General features: G+C 39.0%; 20 protein-coding genes. 2 read left to right on the top strand and 18 right to left on the bottom strand.

Annotated elements, in window-relative coordinates:
• Window positions 1-70: 70 nt before the first annotated feature.
• The 5 genes from ACNTMY_RS00765 to ACNTMY_RS00745 form a co-directional block, all read right to left on the bottom strand.
• A complete protein-coding gene (locus tag ACNTMY_RS00765) occupies window positions 71-871 on the bottom strand; it encodes a Cof-type HAD-IIB family hydrolase (protein WP_423216300.1) in 801 nt (266 codons plus the stop codon).
• A 179-nt stretch (window positions 872-1,050) separates the two neighbouring features.
• Complete coding sequence (locus tag ACNTMY_RS00760) at window positions 1,051-1,446, bottom strand: single-stranded DNA-binding protein (protein ID WP_107374669.1); 396 nt, start codon at window positions 1,444-1,446, stop codon at window positions 1,051-1,053.
• A gap of 96 nt (window positions 1,447-1,542) precedes the next feature.
• Window positions 1,543-2,169, bottom strand: coding sequence for a YtpR family tRNA-binding protein (gene ytpR / locus ACNTMY_RS00755; RefSeq protein ID WP_003067880.1), 627 nt, complete (start codon window positions 2,167-2,169; stop codon window positions 1,543-1,545).
• Window positions 2,170-2,177: 8 nt separating this feature from the next.
• Window positions 2,178-2,495, bottom strand: coding sequence for a thioredoxin family protein (locus tag ACNTMY_RS00750; protein ID WP_021141448.1), 318 nt, complete (start codon window positions 2,493-2,495; stop codon window positions 2,178-2,180).
• The gene (locus tag ACNTMY_RS00745; protein WP_423216299.1) at window positions 2,492-2,782 is read right to left on the bottom strand and encodes a DUF4651 domain-containing protein; all 291 of its coding nucleotides are present in this window, start codon (window positions 2,780-2,782) and stop codon (window positions 2,492-2,494) included. Before ACNTMY_RS00745 ends, ACNTMY_RS00750 begins: the two co-directional genes overlap by 4 nt.
• A gap of 116 nt (window positions 2,783-2,898) precedes the next feature.
• On the opposite strand from ACNTMY_RS00745, the gene pepA reads away from it, so the two are divergent.
• Both pepA and proC read left to right on the top strand, forming a co-directional pair.
• Window positions 2,899-3,966 (top strand): glutamyl aminopeptidase, encoded by a 1,068-nt coding sequence (gene pepA / locus ACNTMY_RS00740; RefSeq protein ID WP_423216298.1) that lies wholly within the window; start codon window positions 2,899-2,901, stop codon window positions 3,964-3,966.
• Between the two features lie 61 nt (window positions 3,967-4,027).
• Window positions 4,028-4,798 (top strand): pyrroline-5-carboxylate reductase, encoded by a 771-nt coding sequence (proC, locus tag ACNTMY_RS00735; protein ID WP_423216297.1) that lies wholly within the window; start codon window positions 4,028-4,030, stop codon window positions 4,796-4,798.
• A 51-nt stretch (window positions 4,799-4,849) separates the two neighbouring features.
• On the opposite strand, the gene ACNTMY_RS00730 is transcribed toward proC, so the two are convergent.
• From ACNTMY_RS00730 to rpoC, 13 genes are all read right to left on the bottom strand, one after another.
• Entirely contained in the window at window positions 4,850-5,485 is a 636-nt protein-coding gene (locus ACNTMY_RS00730) for a lysostaphin resistance A-like protein (RefSeq protein WP_423216296.1), read from the bottom strand.
• A gap of 93 nt (window positions 5,486-5,578) precedes the next feature.
• Window positions 5,579-5,776: a helix-turn-helix transcriptional regulator gene (locus tag ACNTMY_RS00725; RefSeq protein WP_423216295.1), complete on the bottom strand. Its 198-nt coding sequence runs from the start codon at window positions 5,774-5,776 to the stop codon at window positions 5,579-5,581.
• 157 nt (window positions 5,777-5,933) lie between these two features.
• Complete coding sequence (locus ACNTMY_RS00720) at window positions 5,934-7,133, bottom strand: acetate kinase (RefSeq protein WP_423216294.1); 1,200 nt, start codon at window positions 7,131-7,133, stop codon at window positions 5,934-5,936.
• A gap of 53 nt (window positions 7,134-7,186) precedes the next feature.
• The gene (locus tag ACNTMY_RS00715) at window positions 7,187-8,143 is read right to left on the bottom strand and encodes a class I SAM-dependent methyltransferase (protein ID WP_423216293.1); all 957 of its coding nucleotides are present in this window, start codon (window positions 8,141-8,143) and stop codon (window positions 7,187-7,189) included.
• 53 nt (window positions 8,144-8,196) lie between these two features.
• On the bottom strand, window positions 8,197-8,490 hold the full coding sequence (gene comGG, locus ACNTMY_RS00710; protein WP_423216292.1) for a competence type IV pilus minor pilin ComGG: 294 nt from the start codon (window positions 8,488-8,490) through the stop codon (window positions 8,197-8,199).
• A 28-nt stretch (window positions 8,491-8,518) separates the two neighbouring features.
• Entirely contained in the window at window positions 8,519-8,956 is a 438-nt protein-coding gene (gene comGF / locus ACNTMY_RS00705) for a competence type IV pilus minor pilin ComGF (RefSeq protein ID WP_423216291.1), read from the bottom strand.
• On the bottom strand, window positions 8,940-9,233 hold the full coding sequence (gene comGE, locus ACNTMY_RS00700; RefSeq protein ID WP_423216290.1) for a competence type IV pilus minor pilin ComGE: 294 nt from the start codon (window positions 9,231-9,233) through the stop codon (window positions 8,940-8,942). Before comGE ends, comGF begins: the two co-directional genes overlap by 17 nt.
• Complete coding sequence (comGD, locus tag ACNTMY_RS00695; protein WP_423216289.1) at window positions 9,187-9,627, bottom strand: competence type IV pilus minor pilin ComGD; 441 nt, start codon at window positions 9,625-9,627, stop codon at window positions 9,187-9,189. Before comGD ends, comGE begins: the two co-directional genes overlap by 47 nt.
• Window positions 9,602-9,904 (bottom strand): competence type IV pilus major pilin ComGC, encoded by a 303-nt coding sequence (comGC, locus tag ACNTMY_RS00690; protein WP_423216288.1) that lies wholly within the window; start codon window positions 9,902-9,904, stop codon window positions 9,602-9,604. Before comGC ends, comGD begins: the two co-directional genes overlap by 26 nt.
• Window positions 9,904-10,947, bottom strand: a complete 1,044-nt coding sequence (gene comGB / locus ACNTMY_RS00685; protein ID WP_423216843.1) for a competence type IV pilus assembly protein ComGB — start codon at window positions 10,945-10,947, stop codon at window positions 9,904-9,906. Before comGB ends, comGC begins: the two co-directional genes overlap by 1 nt.
• Complete coding sequence (comGA, locus tag ACNTMY_RS00680; protein WP_423216287.1) at window positions 10,871-11,812, bottom strand: competence type IV pilus ATPase ComGA; 942 nt, start codon at window positions 11,810-11,812, stop codon at window positions 10,871-10,873. Before comGA ends, comGB begins: the two co-directional genes overlap by 77 nt.
• Window positions 11,813-11,880: 68 nt before the next feature.
• A complete protein-coding gene (locus tag ACNTMY_RS00675) occupies window positions 11,881-12,249 on the bottom strand; it encodes a DUF1033 family protein (RefSeq protein WP_423216286.1) in 369 nt (122 codons plus the stop codon).
• 167 nt (window positions 12,250-12,416) lie between these two features.
• On the bottom strand, window positions 12,417-16,052 hold the full coding sequence (rpoC, locus tag ACNTMY_RS00670; protein WP_423216285.1) for a DNA-directed RNA polymerase subunit beta': 3,636 nt from the start codon (window positions 16,050-16,052) through the stop codon (window positions 12,417-12,419).
• Between the last annotated feature and the right edge of the window lie 57 nt (window positions 16,053-16,109).

The raw sequence follows: 16,109 nt of genomic DNA, 5'->3' as shown, positions 1-16,109 counted from the left end.
TGCAAAAGTCATCAAAAAAATTCCTACATCAAAACGTAGGAATTTAGCAATCATTATAAAAAAGACTCTTTTATCTAGCTAGTTTAAATTTCTCCAAAACAAGGGCAATCCCGTCGTGGTTGTGGTTTGCAGTCACGTGACCAATACGCTCCTTAACTTCCTGCGGAGCATTTGCCATGACATATGCCTCTCCAGCCGCCTCTAGCATATCTAGGTCGTTAAAATTATCACCGAATGCCAAAGTTTCGGACATATCAACGCCATAATGGTCGGCTAAAAGGTTAACTGCTCGTCCTTTTTGAATACCATTTGCCATCACTTCAATGTAATACGGCAACGAACGTGCAATCGATAAGCCAGGATAAAGCTCTTTTAACTTTTCTTCCAAGACAACCATTTTCTCTGGCTCACCCATCAAAAGCAATTTATGAACTTCAGACAAATGACCAATTGCCTCCAAATCAGCCTCCTGGGAAACCAAGCCAACGACTTTTTCCTCACGAGAAATCCATTTATTCATTCGATTTTGCGACAACCATTTTTCACCACTATAGACATTCCAAGCAACCTCTGGAACTTCCTTTTCTAAATATTGGCAAATGGCTTGCGCTGCTTGAGGGCTCATAGGGCAGCTATCAATCACTTGACCATTTTCATCTTGAATAAAAGCTCCATTATAAGAAATCATCGGAACCTGGGGTAAAAAATCTTTGATAATTGGTTTAATTGCTTCAGGCATGCGCGCCGAAACAGGCACAAATCGCACTCCTGAATTGACAGCATCACTTAGGGCTTGACGCGTTTTTGGCGTTACTTCCAAGGCGTCATTGATGAGAGTGCCATCAATATCGCTAAAAATTATTTTAAACATAGCTCTTTCTCCACACATTTTCTCCAGTATAGCATTTTTGAAAGGGCTTTCCAAGCTTTTTTCTCATAATTTCTGTAAAACTAGCTAAAAATGACAATAGTCACCAAATCTTTCATCTTTTTTCATCAATTGACTCAAGAGAAGAAGGAAACTTTGAAAAAGTTTAGACTGTACTTACACTAAAATGGCAATTCCTCCTCTTCCAGAACTAAATCTGCCAAATCATTTGCCACATTATTTTCTCGCATAGCACGTTGTGCACGACTTTCTAAGAGTTGGAAAGAATGACAAAGCACTTCTGTCACATAATTCGTGTGACCATCTTTTTCGTATTTGCGTGTGCGAAGTTCGCCATCAACAGAAAGTAAGCTACCTTTTCCTGCATAAGACACAAGTGTTTCTGCCAAACGTCCCCAAACCACAACTGAAATAAAATCAGCCTCACGCTCACCATTTTGCGATTTAAAACGTCGATTGACCGCAAGTGTTACACGTGTAACACTTTTATCGTTAGCTGTCGTCACAAGTTCTGGCTGCGCCGTCAAGCGCCCAATCATAATTACTTTATTGTACATCAATTACCTCCTATCTTATTATTCGAAATAACTTGAAGATAATTGATAATTTCCAACAAAAAACGAACTAGAGTTCTCTAGCTCGTTTTCTTTTCCTTACCCTTTCCAGTGTTTTTCTGGGTTAAAGGCTTCGCCGACAACGGCTGTGTCATCAAGTTCGATGATTCCACGTTTTTGTGGAGCATTTGGAAGTGCCAATTCACGAGGTGAACACATCATACCAAAGCTCTTTTCACCACGAAGGGCTCCTGGGAAGATAAGACTTCCGTTTGGCATCATAGCACCTGGAAGTGCCACGATTGTTTTCAAACCAACTGCAGCATTTGGCGCACCAGCAACGATTTGAACAGTTTTGTCATCTGAAATTTGCACTTGGCAAATGTTCAAGTGGTCACTATCTGGGTGAGCAACCATTTCTTTGATTTGACCAACAACAAATTTTGGTGAAGGGTCATTTTCCAATTGTTCGCTGAAACCTTCTTTTGTCAACTCAGCGTTAAGTTTAGCAACATCTTCGTCAGTTAAAGTGATTTGACCAACGCCATCAATTGCAATCAAACTTGACACTTCAAAAATGTTCCAAGCAACTGTTTCACCATTTTTCTCAAGGAAAACACGTGATACTTTACCTTTGCGTTCGTAGTCAAGTTTAGCACCTTTGCTATCTTTGACAATCACCATTAGGACATCACCGACGTGTTCTTTGTTGTACGTAAAAATCATTTTCTCTCCTATTTCAATCCAGCTAAAAAGCTGTTAATTTCTGCTTTTGTTTTGCGCAATTTATTAACTAAACGACCAATTTCTTTCCCGTTTTCAGTTACAACAAAACTTGGAATTCCAAAAATATTCCAGCGTTGTGCGACTTCCATAAATTCATCACGGTCAACACGGACAAATGTGAACTCTGGATTTTCTGCCTCAATTTCAGGCATAACAGGGTAGATAAACTGGCAGTCTGGGCACCAATTTGCTGTAAAAAAGAAAACTACCTTGCCGTCATTTTCTAAATAGGTTGCCATTTCTTCATAGGATTTTGGACTAATCATTTTTTCTCCTCCTCGTAGCTAATCTCACCATTTTGGTAAACAAATTGAAGCGTGCGACCATCCTCAAAAACAAGACCTCCAGTCGTTTTTTGAGAATCAGATTCAAAATCATTCAAATAAAGCACAGAAATCTTGCCAAGTTGATTAAAATAATCACGAATCTGCTCTTTAACCTGTTCTTTTCGCTTTTCATCCTTTTGTTTTTTTAGGATTGCTCCCAAAACAATGACACTGCTGACTCCCACTAAACCAAAACGTGACAGTAAGCTTCTCTTTTTGTTTTTCATACGCTTTATTTTAGCATATTTCAGCACATAATACCAAGGTGCAAACATTTAATATGTTTTTTCTAAAAATTGTCAGAAAACGTGGTAAAATAGAAACCATAGAATCGAGGTTTTATATGTCAGACTTATTTTCAAAAATAAAAGAAATCACTGAACTTGATAGCATCGCTGGGTACGAACACAGCGTGCGCAACTATCTTCGCTCAAAAATCACACCGCTCGTTGATGACGTGCAAACTGATGGTCTTGGTGGTATTTTTGGTATCAAAAACTCTGATGCTGAAAATGCACCACGTATCATGGTCGCAGCGCACATGGACGAAGTTGGTTTCATGGTTAGCGAAATCAAAGCTGACGGTACTATGCGTGCTGTAGGAATCGGCGGATGGAACCCACTTGTTTTAAGTTCACAACGTTTCACTCTTTACACACGTGATAACCGCGCTATTCCAGTCGTTTCTGGTTCAGTTCCACCACATTTCCTTCGTGGGGCAAATGGCTCTGCTTCTCTTCCAAAAATCGATGACATCATTTTCGATGCAGGATTTACTGACAAAGCTGAAGCTGAAGCCTTTGGTATTTTGCCAGGTGATATCATCGTTCCAAAATCAGAAACAATTCTCACAGCTAATGAAAAAAATGTTATCTCTAAAGCTTGGGACAACCGCTTTGGTGTGCTTATGGTGACAGAATTACTTGAAAGCCTTAAAGGACAAAAGCTTGATAACACGCTTATCGCTGGTGCCAACGTCCAAGAAGAAGTTGGTCTTCGTGGGGCACATGTCTCAGCTACAAAATTCCAACCAGAACTCTTCTTTGCCGTTGACTGTTCACCTGCTGGCGACATTTATGGCAACCAAGGCAAAATCGGTGACGGAACACTTTTCCGTTTCTACGATCCAGGACATGTTATGTTGAAAGATATGCGTGATTTCTTGCTTACAACTGCCGAAGAAGCTGGTATCAAATACCAATACTACGCTGCCAAAGGTGGTACAGATGCTGGTGCTGCTCACCTCAAAAACGGTGGTATTCCATCAACAACTATCGGAGTATGCGCTCGCTACATCCACTCACATCAAAGCCTTTACGCTATGGATGACTTCTTGCAAGCCCAAGCTTTCATTCAAACTATTGTTAAAAAACTAGACCGCTCAACTGTTGACCTCATCAAAAAATACTAGAAAGGAGCTAGGGGAGCCAAGCCATTAGGCATTTTCCTTGTACTTTCCCCTTTGTCTTACTATGAAAATTGGATTTATCGGAGTCGGAAAAATGGCGACTGCCATTATCAACGGACTTAACACAACATCACACGATATCATCATTTCAGGTTCTTCACTTCCTCGCTCACGTGAAATCGCAGAGCAGCTTGAAGTTGAAGCAGCTCTTTCACACCAAGAACTCATCGACCAATCTGATTTGGTTGTCCTTGGTATCAAACCTCAAATGTTTGAAACAGTCCTTGCTGGACTTCACTTCCATCAACCCATTCTTTCAATGGCAGCTGGGGTAACACTTGAACGCCTTGGTAAACTGACAGATCCAAATCTTCCATTGATTCGAATCATGCCAAACCTCAACGCCCAAATTCTAAAAAGTACAACAGCTATTTGTGCTAATGACAAAGTCTCTGCAGAACTCCTAGCTACCGCTAAAGAAATCACTGACAGCTTTGGATCAACTTTTGATATTCCAGAAAAAGACTTCGATACCTTTACAGCTCTTGCTGGATCAAGCCCAGCATACATTTATCTATTTATCGAAGCTCTTGCTAAAGCTGGGGTCAAATACGGTATTCCAAAAGAAAAATCTCTAGACATTGTAACTCAGACTGTCCTAGCTAGCGCTGAAAATCTTCTTCAAGGAACTGACAGCCCACATGATTTGATTGATAAAATTTCAAGTCCTGGTGGAACAACTATTGCAGGTCTTCTTGATCTCGAAAAAACTGGTTTAACAGCTAGCGTTGTTTCAAGTATTGACGCTACAATCGACAAAGCGAAAACTTTGTAAAAGATTATAAAAAGGTTGAGATAATTATCTCAACCTTTTTTCTATGATAAATTACAAAATCAACGAAAGTACACCGAGAAAATTGTTGAGGGCATGAACAGCTATCGAGTACTCTAGTTTTTTTGTTTTTTGGTAAACCAAAGCAAGTACCAAACCCATGCCTCCATAAAGAATCCAACTTCCAAGGTCTGTTGGCGCATGAATAGCTCCAAAAAGAACACTACTAACAATAACACCAAGATAAGAATAATGAAATGCTTGTTTTACAATAAACCCACGAAAAACTACTTCTTCAACAATCGGTGCTACAACAACTGATAAAGCAAACAAAAGCATCGGCGGCATGCTAAGTTGTTCAAGCACAGATTGGTTAAGTGTGCTTGCGTTAGCACCATGTTCTAAAACCAAGGTCATCCCACCCAGCATTTTTACAGGAACCATAATCAAAAATCCCATAATTATCGGTCTATACGCCTCACCATTCCACACCTGACTAGCTTTGCTGAAAAATCCTAAACGTTTTGCGACGTAAATTGTCAAAATCGCAACCACCAGCAAAGAAAGGGCAATCAGAAAACTTTGCCAAAACGGCTGATTTTTAGCTAGAAAAACAGTCGGCAACTGTTCTAAAAAAATCAAGCCAATTGCCATACCAAAATATTTAAAAAATGATACCAATTTTTTCATAACATTCTCCTCTATAAAATCTTTGAAAAAATAACTTTAAGAATTTAAAAACTCAGCGATACAAGCAAGAATGTGCAGTAACACCCTCACATTTTACTCTTCATCAAAGATAAAGACTTCTTCGATTGTCATGCCAAAATATCTGGCAATCTTGTGCGCCAATTCCAAAGAAGCATTATAGCGTCCTTTTTCTAAGGAAATAATGGTTTGTCTTGTAACCCCAAGCGCCTCTGCTAACTCGGCTTGGCTAACTTTGCTCGCTTTTCGAAGTTCTTGAATTTTTGTTTCCATTTTTTCCTCCTATCATCTATTTGTAAAGCAAACTTTACAAAAATAGTATAGTAAACTTTACATTTTGTGTCAAGTTTATTTTACATTTTTATATAAAAGCAGCAAAAAAGCTGACCAAACGGTCAGCTTTTCTGGTCTTATCATAATATTTTGATAACTAATTAGTAGAATTTTTAAAGCGTTCAACTTCACGCGCAATGACAAGTTCTTCATCTGTTGGAATCACAACTGCTTTCACGCGAGCTTGATCTGTTGAAATAACGCCATAAGCACCTGAAACATTCTTAGTTGGGTCAACATCAACACCAAACCAAGTCATTCCAGAAATGATGTCTTTACGGACATCACTTGAATTTTCACCAATTCCTGCTGTAAAGACAATAGCATCCGCACCGTTTAAAACGGCAAAGTATTGTCCAATATATTTTCTCAAGCGATCAACATACATATCGTAAGCAAGTTGGCATTTTTCATCGCCTTCTGCCTTACCTGCCAAGATATCACGCATATCACTTGATTTTTCCGAAATACCAAGTAAACCTGAATCACGATTCAAAATTGTACGAATTTTTTTCGGATCTGCTATAGCTGGTTCACATTCCAACAAATAAGTAATGACACCTGGGTCAATACTTCCTGAACGTGTTCCCATCATTGTTCCTCCAAGTGGTGTGAGCCCCATTGAAGTATCGACAGATTTACCGCCCTTAATCGCTGTAATAGAAACCCCATTACCGATATGGCAAGTAATCAATTTCAAGTCTTCCAAAGGTTTGCCTAGAACCTTAGCAGCTTCCTGAGCAACATACTGGTGACTTGTACCGTGAGCACCATATTTACGAATCTTATAATCAGTGTAATAACGATTTGCGATTGGATAACGATAGGCCACTTCAGGCATTGTCATATGAAAAGCAGTATCAAAAACGACAACACTTGTAATATCAGGTAAAATTTCTTTAAAGGCTTGAATTCCAAGAGCAGCTCCTGGATTATGAAGCGGTGCTAGCATTGATAGTTCTTCAACTTGTTGGATGACTTTGTCAGTTACTAGAGCTGATTCTTTAAAATATTCACCCCCAGCCACCACGCGGTGACCAACACCTGTAATCTCATCATAGCTAGCAATAATATCCATAGAAATCAAATCATCTAGAAGAATTTTTACCGCAGCGGTATGATCTGGAATATCCTTCGTTTCCGACTGTTTCTGGCCATTAAATTTTACCGTAGAAACGCTGTTAGGAAGACCGATACGTTCGATCAACCCTTTTGCAATAACTTCTTCTTCTGGCATGTTGTACAACTGCCATTTTAGACTTGAGCTTCCTGCATTAATAGAAATAGTTTTCGCCATAAATATACCTCTAAAGCGCTTTCATAATATATCTCTATTTTAGCACAAGTCATTTAAAAAATCATATTTTCAACATTCCATTTTTTAAATTTTTCAATAAAATCTGTCAACACCTCGCGACTTTGCAAGTCAGCAAGTGGATAAACAAAGGTTTCTGGAGTGTGTTCAGCCTGTTTTTTCAAAACAAAAATTGACTTTGCGTTAGCTGCATTTCCAAAAATAGATTCTGGTAAAGTAATCACAGCGATGACATCAGCATAATCTTTCAACCATGCTTTCAACAAATCACTTTGTTTGCTTGTCAAAAGACTAACGGGTGCTAAAAAGACAGCAATTCCATCTTTTTTGAGATATTTAAGAGATTGTTCCATCAACAAATGATGTGCATAAGTGTGCCCTTCGCTGCTAGCAACTTTGTAGCGTTTTGCAATTTCATCATTTGGATAAAACCCAACTGGAAGGTCACTGATGATGACATCACTTTCCTTAAGAATCTGTGGGCGAACAGCATCTTCTTGAACGAATTGAGCTTTAGAATCCATAACTTCAGCGATACTTGCTGACAAGTCAATCAACAAATCATCAACTTCAATACCTAGATAGTTTAGTTCTTTAGATGAATTGTTCAATAACGTTTGAGCAAGGTTACCTGTTCCGCTACCGATTTCCAAAACATCAAGTTCCTTAGAAGGTGTCAAATTCTCAATGAGGAACATTAAAATGAAGCCAATAGCATCAGGTGTAAATTGGTGATTTGCCTGAAGTGCTTCTGTTTGCGCAGCTTTAATAAAGATAAACTGAAAAGCACGACGCCATTCTTCCTTCGTTAAGTTAAGTTGGCGTAGTTTCTCATTATTTGCAGCTACAGCTTCACTGGCACCCTCAGCACCAAGATAAAAAGAGTTTTGTTCAATAAGTGCATCGTAAATGTGTGTTTTCAACTCATTTTCGATTAATTGTATATTTTCAAGAATCAACCCATAGGCTGTTTCGATATTTTCAAAATTCATTTTCCCCTCCGAAACTTATCATATCAAAAAACCTTGAAAATGAAAAGAAAGCACTAGTGACTTTCTTTTTCAATGCTTTGTTCAGATTTTTTTGGAAGAGAAAAAATGTAATGAAACTCCTCTTTACTCTCTAAAACTACTGTCTCAACTAGCGCCTCATTTTCACGTTGGTAGCTGACAACACCTTTATCAAAATAACACTTACCTGAAGATTCTTTAGCATAATCCCTGCTGATTTCTGCCATCAAATAAGCTTGCGCATACTTTAATTGTGCTTGATGCTGACGCTCACTTGCTACCACGCGCCCTAAATAAAACTGTAACAACAAAGCAAATATAGCTGCCATCAGCATAGCATACAACAATATTCCTGCCTTAACTTGCCGCATCAAAAGTGTAAACAAACTCTCTCTCCAAACCATTATCCATTCGCAGTTTTATCGAAATATTATTACCATCCTGACGAATGCTAGAAGAATTGACACCAAATAACATTGGTTGGTAGCCTTGACCAGAAGCATTTGTTTTACGAAAATCGTCTGCTTTCGATAGCCCATAAGCTAATTTCTTATCATCCTTACTAACATAAAGTTTATTGTCAGAAACACAATCTAAGTGGCACCGCTCTAATTCTGAGCGCAGCTGCTGAGAAAATAAAAGCCACTCATTTTCTTCGTTATTGGACAAGTAATAATCATTTTGTGAAATTGACTGCGTTAGCCCTTGATAAACCAGAACTGTCCCTGAAATAACCAGCAAAGCAACCAAACTTTCAAGTAACGTAAAAGCCTTTAGTCTAGTTCTTCTTAACATGCATCACCTCTTTTTGTCCATCATAGACATAAAGTTCTCCGTCTCGTCTAGTAATATGAACCTCAACACCATTCATCACCAAGTCATCTTGCCCTGTCTGAACAGCCATAGTAGCGACATTGAGAACCTCTTGCTGATGTAAGCTGTCTAGCATCTGTTGGCGACTTTTATCCATTTCTCCCAAAACAAGAATTGTAATGGTAGCTAACAGAGCTAAAGCAGCCAAACTTTCAAGGAGTATATAAGCTTTTAGTTTCTGTCTTTTTATAATTACCACTTCCTATATATAATTGATAATCAATAGCCTGATTCTTCGTCTGAAATTTTACTTTTGCAAGAGATGAATTGCCCCCAGCATTATCAAAAACAATTTTGTAATTTTCAACAACTGATACCGTCTCTGGCAAATTCATATGAGCTACACCATTTGAAATGCCATCTTGTGAAATTGTCAGGACTTGATTTTCTTGTTTAAGGCTCGCTAGTTTTTGAGTGTCACGATAGCAATGCTCAAACGACAAAAAGAACAACTTTTCTTCGACCGTCTGAAAAATACTACTCACAGAGTTTGAGAGCATAATAACGATAAAGCAAGATATTCCCAAAGTTAGTAGACTCTCTAAAAGGGTGAAGGCTCGGATTTTTTTATTCTTTAGGTTTAGCTTTTTCATTGTACGTTTGAGCTTGTTGTTGTGAAATATAGCCTTCTTTCACCAAATCTCTAATAGTTGCTTCTTTTCCTGTTTTGAGTTCGTAAAGTTCCTTCTGGCTATCGACAACTTTCACAACAGCAGCATCACCTTTTTCATGGATCGCCTCTTTTTGCTTACTCAAATTCGGTACAAATAAAAGCATCAAGACACCGATGATTAACAGGACAATCAACATCTCCACAAGTGTGAAAGCTTCAACAGATTTTTTACGTAATTTTTTCCATAGTTTTTTCATTAAAAATTTCCTCCCATATTTTGATACATTGGCAAAAGCATTGCCACGTAGATTAAAACAATAATTAAAGCAACAAAGACAAAAACTAGCGGTTGAATCAGCTGTGTTGCCTGAGTCAATTGGCTGAAGAAAGTCTGCCATGTTTCCTCAGCATAGATATCAAGCTCACGTCCAAGTTTTGATTTTACTTCTCCATACTCAATCATTAAACTTAACTCCCGCAAAAAGAATGGATAATCTAAAACTTTTTGATGAAAAGACTGACCAGACAAAAGAGCTTGCTGCATATCCTTACCTATTTCTTGAAAAAGACGTGACTTTTGATGTTGCATCAGCTGAACAATTTCCATCAAATCAATTCCTTGCCCAATGAGATTTCCCCACTCACGCGCATAATAAGCCGTCAGATAGAGGCGAATAAATCGACCTAATATCGGCAAACGACTAATACGGCTAAAAAGATATATCGGAGATAAACGTCTAGCGTAGAAAAAAGCTAATACTGCTACAGCCCCAAAAAACGCAAAACTCCCCAAGAAAATCATCGGAAAATGTGCAATAATCTGAGTCGCAAAATTTTGACTTTCAAGTTGTGGCAATAAATAATTTTTTAAGCCAAGCATTATCAAAATCAAAAAACTTAATAAAATCAAAGGGTAAGTCGCCACTTCAATCAGCTTCTTTCGCACAACAGACATGCTAGCCAAATAACGATCAATTTTTACAAGACTTTGCTGACAATTTCCATGAACATCAGCTAAAGCAACCTGAGTTACAATCGTATCTGAAAAGCCTAACCCTGCCATCATATCTGCTAAAGTTGCGCCACTCAGCAAGGACTCCTGCATATTATTCACATATGATTCCTGCAATAACTGACTCCGTCTCAAAAAAGACACTATCTCAGTTAAAGTAAAGCCACTGTTAAACAAATTATTAAATAATTGAATGACTTTCTGTTGTTTTTTAAAGGGCAATTTTTTCGATTTTTGCCTCTTCAAAACTGATATGTCCGTCTCGAGCAAGGCTATCAATTTGCTCATTCCACCTTGTTGGGGGATACTGCTCAAAATCTCTTTTGGCAAAATCAACTACACCTCCACCACCAATTAATCGTTGATAAACGATAGCGCGCAAGCTATTTTCAAGTTCCTGCCTACTAACACCTAATTCTAACAACCTAGCATAGACACCTGGAATACTTTTCGCATGAATGGTTGAAAAAACAAGGACTCCTGTCAGACTAGCTCTAATAACCGCACGCGCTGTCTCACTATCACGAATCTCACCAATAATCAAAATATCAGGTCTATGACGAAGCGAGAGCTTGATAAGATTATCATAAGTCATCCCGATTTCATCATTCAACTGCAATTGCAACATATTGTCTTGTTTTATCTCAACAGGGTCTTCAATCGTAATCACCTGTTTTCCAGGAAATTTTTCACGAACTAATTGATACATGAGAGTGGTTTTCCCACTCCCTACCGGCCCGGAAAAAAGGTAAAGTCCCCTACTGTCAATAGCCTCTAAAATGTTTCTCATCCCATCAAACCAATACTGCAAATCATGACGACCTGAATAAAGGAGCCTAATGACCAGACTTTCACGCCCACGATAATCACCAACACTAGACAAGCGCAGTGAAATCTCCTCATCATCTGCAAAAGCATAGTCACAAGAACCAAGCTGACTACGACGCTTTTCACCAACATTCATCCCAGCTACAAATTTAAAGTGACTAATCAAGCTTGTCATCTCCTCAGTAGCAACTTCTTGAATAAACTGGCGTTTCTCACCAATTCGCTGATAAATCTCATAGTTTTCTGTCTTTGGAATAATATAAATATCCTGAGCATTCTTTTCAACTGCATCTCTAATGAGCTGCTTTGCTTTTTCCTGAATCATTTTGACCTCCTTATCTTTATATTCGAAAAAAATTTTAAAAAATAAAAAAATCATGGAATTTTCCATGATTAAGGTTTAAATTTGCATTTTTGAGGTCTGGGTGTCGGTTCATCATTTCTAATATTAAAGTGATAAGCAAAATGCTCTTTAGCTAATTCTTGCCCATCTTTTAGAATTAAAAGTGAATGATATTGTTGCAGATAATCACCACAATTTTCGCACCAACGCTTCTCAGCCTTATCCCAAAAAGCGGCTTGAAAATTATCATGACATTTGCAACTTGGCAGATTTGTTCTAAGCAATTCCCATTCTTGACAGTAGAACGACAATGCTTCTTCAAAGTATTCAAAAGATTGTTCTTCGATGATATCATCCTGCCAATCATCTAAAAACCACCAGGGTTCCCAGTCCCCATACATTTTGATTACTTGGTACATTTTTCTCACTTCCTTATGGTCTTTATTATATAAGAATTAAAGCTAATTTAAAATATATATGCTTATTTATAATGATTATTATCTATTTTAATCTCATTTTTCAGCAAAAAAAAGCCCAGGACAAGTCCTAGGCTTTTTCATTTATTAACTCTAAATGTGAAATCAGATTATTCAGCGTCTGTTGATACAGTTGCTTCAACTTCTGCTTCTTCACTTGTTTCAAGTTCATTAACAGCTTGTGGTTCAAGGTTACGGTAACGAGCCATACCTGTACCAGCTGGAATGATTTTACCGATGATAACATTTTCTTTAAGACCAAGAAGGTGATCTTTTTTACCACGGATAGCAGCATCTGTAAGAACACGAGTTGTTTCTTGGAATGATGCAGCTGACAAGAATGAGTTAGTTTCAAGCGAAGCTTTAGTAATACCCATAAGTACTGGACGTGCAGTTGCAGGGATACCACCAGAGATAACAACATCTTTGTTAGCATCTGTGAAGTCTGCAATATCCATAAGTGTACCTGGAAGAAGATCTGTATCACCTGGATCCATGATACGTACTTTACGAAGCATTTGACGAACCATTACTTCGACGTGTTTATCACCGATTTCTACCCCTTGGCTACGGTATACTTTTTGTACTTCGGCAAGAAGGTAAGTTTCAACTGATAATGTATCACGAACTTCAAGGAGACGTTTAGGTTGGATAGAACCTTCAGTAAGTGGAGCACCACGGTGAACTTCATCACCAACAGCTACTTTCATACGAGCTGTAAATGGTACCACGTATTCACCCATACCAGTCTTACCTTGAACGTAAACTTTCTTAGTACGTGTAGAAGCATCTTCTTCGATGTCAACAACAGTACCTTTAACTTCAGTGATAACTGCTTCCCCTTTAGGGTTACGAGCTTCAAAGATTTCTTGGATACGAGGAAGACCTTGTGTGATATCGGTATTTGACGCTACACCACCCGTGTGGAAGGTACGCATTGTAAGCTGTGTACCAGGTTCACCGATAGATTGAGCGGCAATTGTACCAACTGCTTCACCAACTTCAACCGCATCACCTGTAGCAAGGTTGACACCATAACAGTGACGGCAGACACCATGACGAGTATCACATGTAAATACTGAACGGATTGTTACTTCTTCAACACCAGCTTTAACAATTTCAGCTGCCATATCTTCAGTAATCAATACATCAGCACCAACGATAACTTCTCCTGTTTCAGGGTGTTTAACAGATTTCTTAGTATAACGACCAACAAGACGTTCTTCAAGAGTTTCTGTAACTTCTTTACCATCAGTGATTGCACGGATAACAAGACCACGGTCAGTTCCACAATCGTCTTCACGAATGATAACGTCTTGGGCAACGTCAACCAAACGACGAGTAAGGTAACCAGAATCGGCAGTCTTAAGGGCTGTATCGGTCATACCTTTACGAGCACCGTGAGTTGAGAAGAACATTTCCAAGACAGACAAACCTTCACGGAAGTTAGACAAGATAGGCAATTCCATGATACGTCCGTTCGGAGCAGCCATCAAACCACGCATACCGGCAAGTTGTGAGAAGTTAGAGATGTTACCACGAGCTCCTGAGTCCATCATCATAACGATAGGGTTCTTAGGATCTTGTGTTTCAATCAGACGTTGTTCAAGTTCTTCTTTAGCTTCACGCCATGTTGTTGTAACAGCAACATAACGGTCATCATCAGTCATCAAACCACGACGGAAGGCTTTGTTGATTTGTTCAACTTTGCTGTGGGCTGCATCGATAATTTCTTGTTTGTTATCGATAACTGGGATATCGGCGATACCCACTGTCAAACCAGCAAGAGTTGAATGGTAGTAACCAAGGTCTTTCAAGCGGTCAAGGAAGGCTGATGTTTCTGTTGTACGGAAACGTTTAAAGATTTCCGCAATGATGTTACCAAGATTTTTCTTCTTGAATGGAACATTGATGTCCAAGCTGTCGATAACAGTGTGGATATCTTGACCAGGTGCCAAGAAGTATTTATCTGGAGTTTTTTCAGTCAAGTTAGCATTGTTTGGTTCTTGAAGGTAAGGTAGATCATCAGGCATGATGTCGTTGAAGAGGATCTTACCAACAGTTGTAACCATGATTTTGTGTTTTTGTTCGTCAGTCCATGGTTTGTTTGGCATGCTATCAACTGTGATACCAACACGTGTGTGCAAGTGTACATAACCATTACGGTATGCCATAACTGCTTCATCACGGTCTTTGAAGACCATTCCTTCACCTTCACGACCTGGTTCTTCCATTGTTAGGTAGTAGTTACCAAGAACCATATCTTGAGATGGAGTTACGACTGGTTTACCATCTTTAGGGTTAAGGATGTGTTCTGCGGCAAGCATAAGAAGGCGTGCTTCTGCTTGTGCTTCTTCAGAAAGTGGTACGTGGATGGCCATTTGGTCACCATCGAAGTCGGCATTGTAGGCTTCACAAACAAGTGGGTGAAGACGAAGTGCTTTACCGTCGATAAGGACTGGTTCAAAGGCTTGGATACCCAAACGGTGAAGAGTCGGTGCGCGGTTAAGAAGTACTGGGTGTTCTTTAATAACATCTTCAAGAATATCCCAAATACGTTCATCTCCACGTTCAACCATACGTTTAGCAGCTTTAACGTTACCAGCGTAATCACGTGCAACGATTTCGCGCATTACGAATGGTTTGAACAATTCGATAGCCATTTCACGTGGCACACCACATTGATACATTTTAAGTGTTGGACCTACGGCGATAACTGAACGTCCAGAGAAGTCAACACGTTTACCAAGCAAGTTTTGACGGAAACGACCTTGTTTACCTTTAAGCATGTGGCTCAAAGATTTAAGAGGACGGCTACCAGGACCTGTAATTGGACGACCACGACGACCGTTATCGATAAGCGCATCAACAGCTTCTTGCAACATACGTTTTTCATTTTGCACGATGATACCAGGGGCATTCAATTCAAGCAAACGAGCCAAACGGTTGTTACGGTTGATAACACGACGGTAAAGATCATTCAAGTCAGATGCAGCGAAACGTCCACCATCCAATTGAACCATTGGACGAAGATCTGGTGGAATAACTGGCAAGATGTTAAGTACCATCCATTCTGGTTTGTTACCAGATTTGTAGAAGGCATCAAGAACATCCAAACGACGAACTGCTTTGATACGTTTTTGACCAGTTGCTGTTTTAAGTTCTTCTTTAAGTTCAGCGATTTCTGATTTCAAATCTACGCGTTTAAGAAGATCTTGGATGGCTTCAGCACCCATTTTAGCAACGAATGAACCTTGTCCATATTCTTGGATTTTTTCACGGTATTCGCGTTCAGTCAAAAGTGATTTTGGTTCAAGCGGAGTATCTTTTGGATCGATAACCACGTAAGCTGCGAAGTAAATAACTTCTTCAAGAGCACGTGGGCTCATGTCCAAAGTAAGACCCATGCGTGATGGAATTCCTTTGAAGTACCAAATGTGTGATACTGGAGCTTTCAATTCGATGTGACCCATACGTTCACGACGAACTTTAGCACGTGTTACTTCAACACCACAGCGGTCACAAACAATTCCTTTATAACGAATACGTTTATATTTACCACAAGCACATTCCCAGTCTTTTGTAGGTCCGAAGATAACTTCATCAAAAAGACCTTCACGTTCTGGTTTGAGCGTACGATAGTTGATTGTTTCAGGTTTTTTAACTTCACCATAAGACCATGAACGGACCTTACTTGGTGAGGCTAATGTGATTTGCATACTTTTAAAACGATTTACGTCAACCACTAGTATTACCTTTCTTTATTGTACTTTTGAAAATAGCTGCGCTACTTTCTAACTGTC

Origin of the sequence: Streptococcus equinus, from assembly GCF_049393735.1 — a bacterium.
Taxonomy (GTDB): domain Bacteria; phylum Bacillota; class Bacilli; order Lactobacillales; family Streptococcaceae; genus Streptococcus; species Streptococcus equinus_G.
This window is presented reverse-complemented; position numbering and strand designations above follow the sequence as displayed.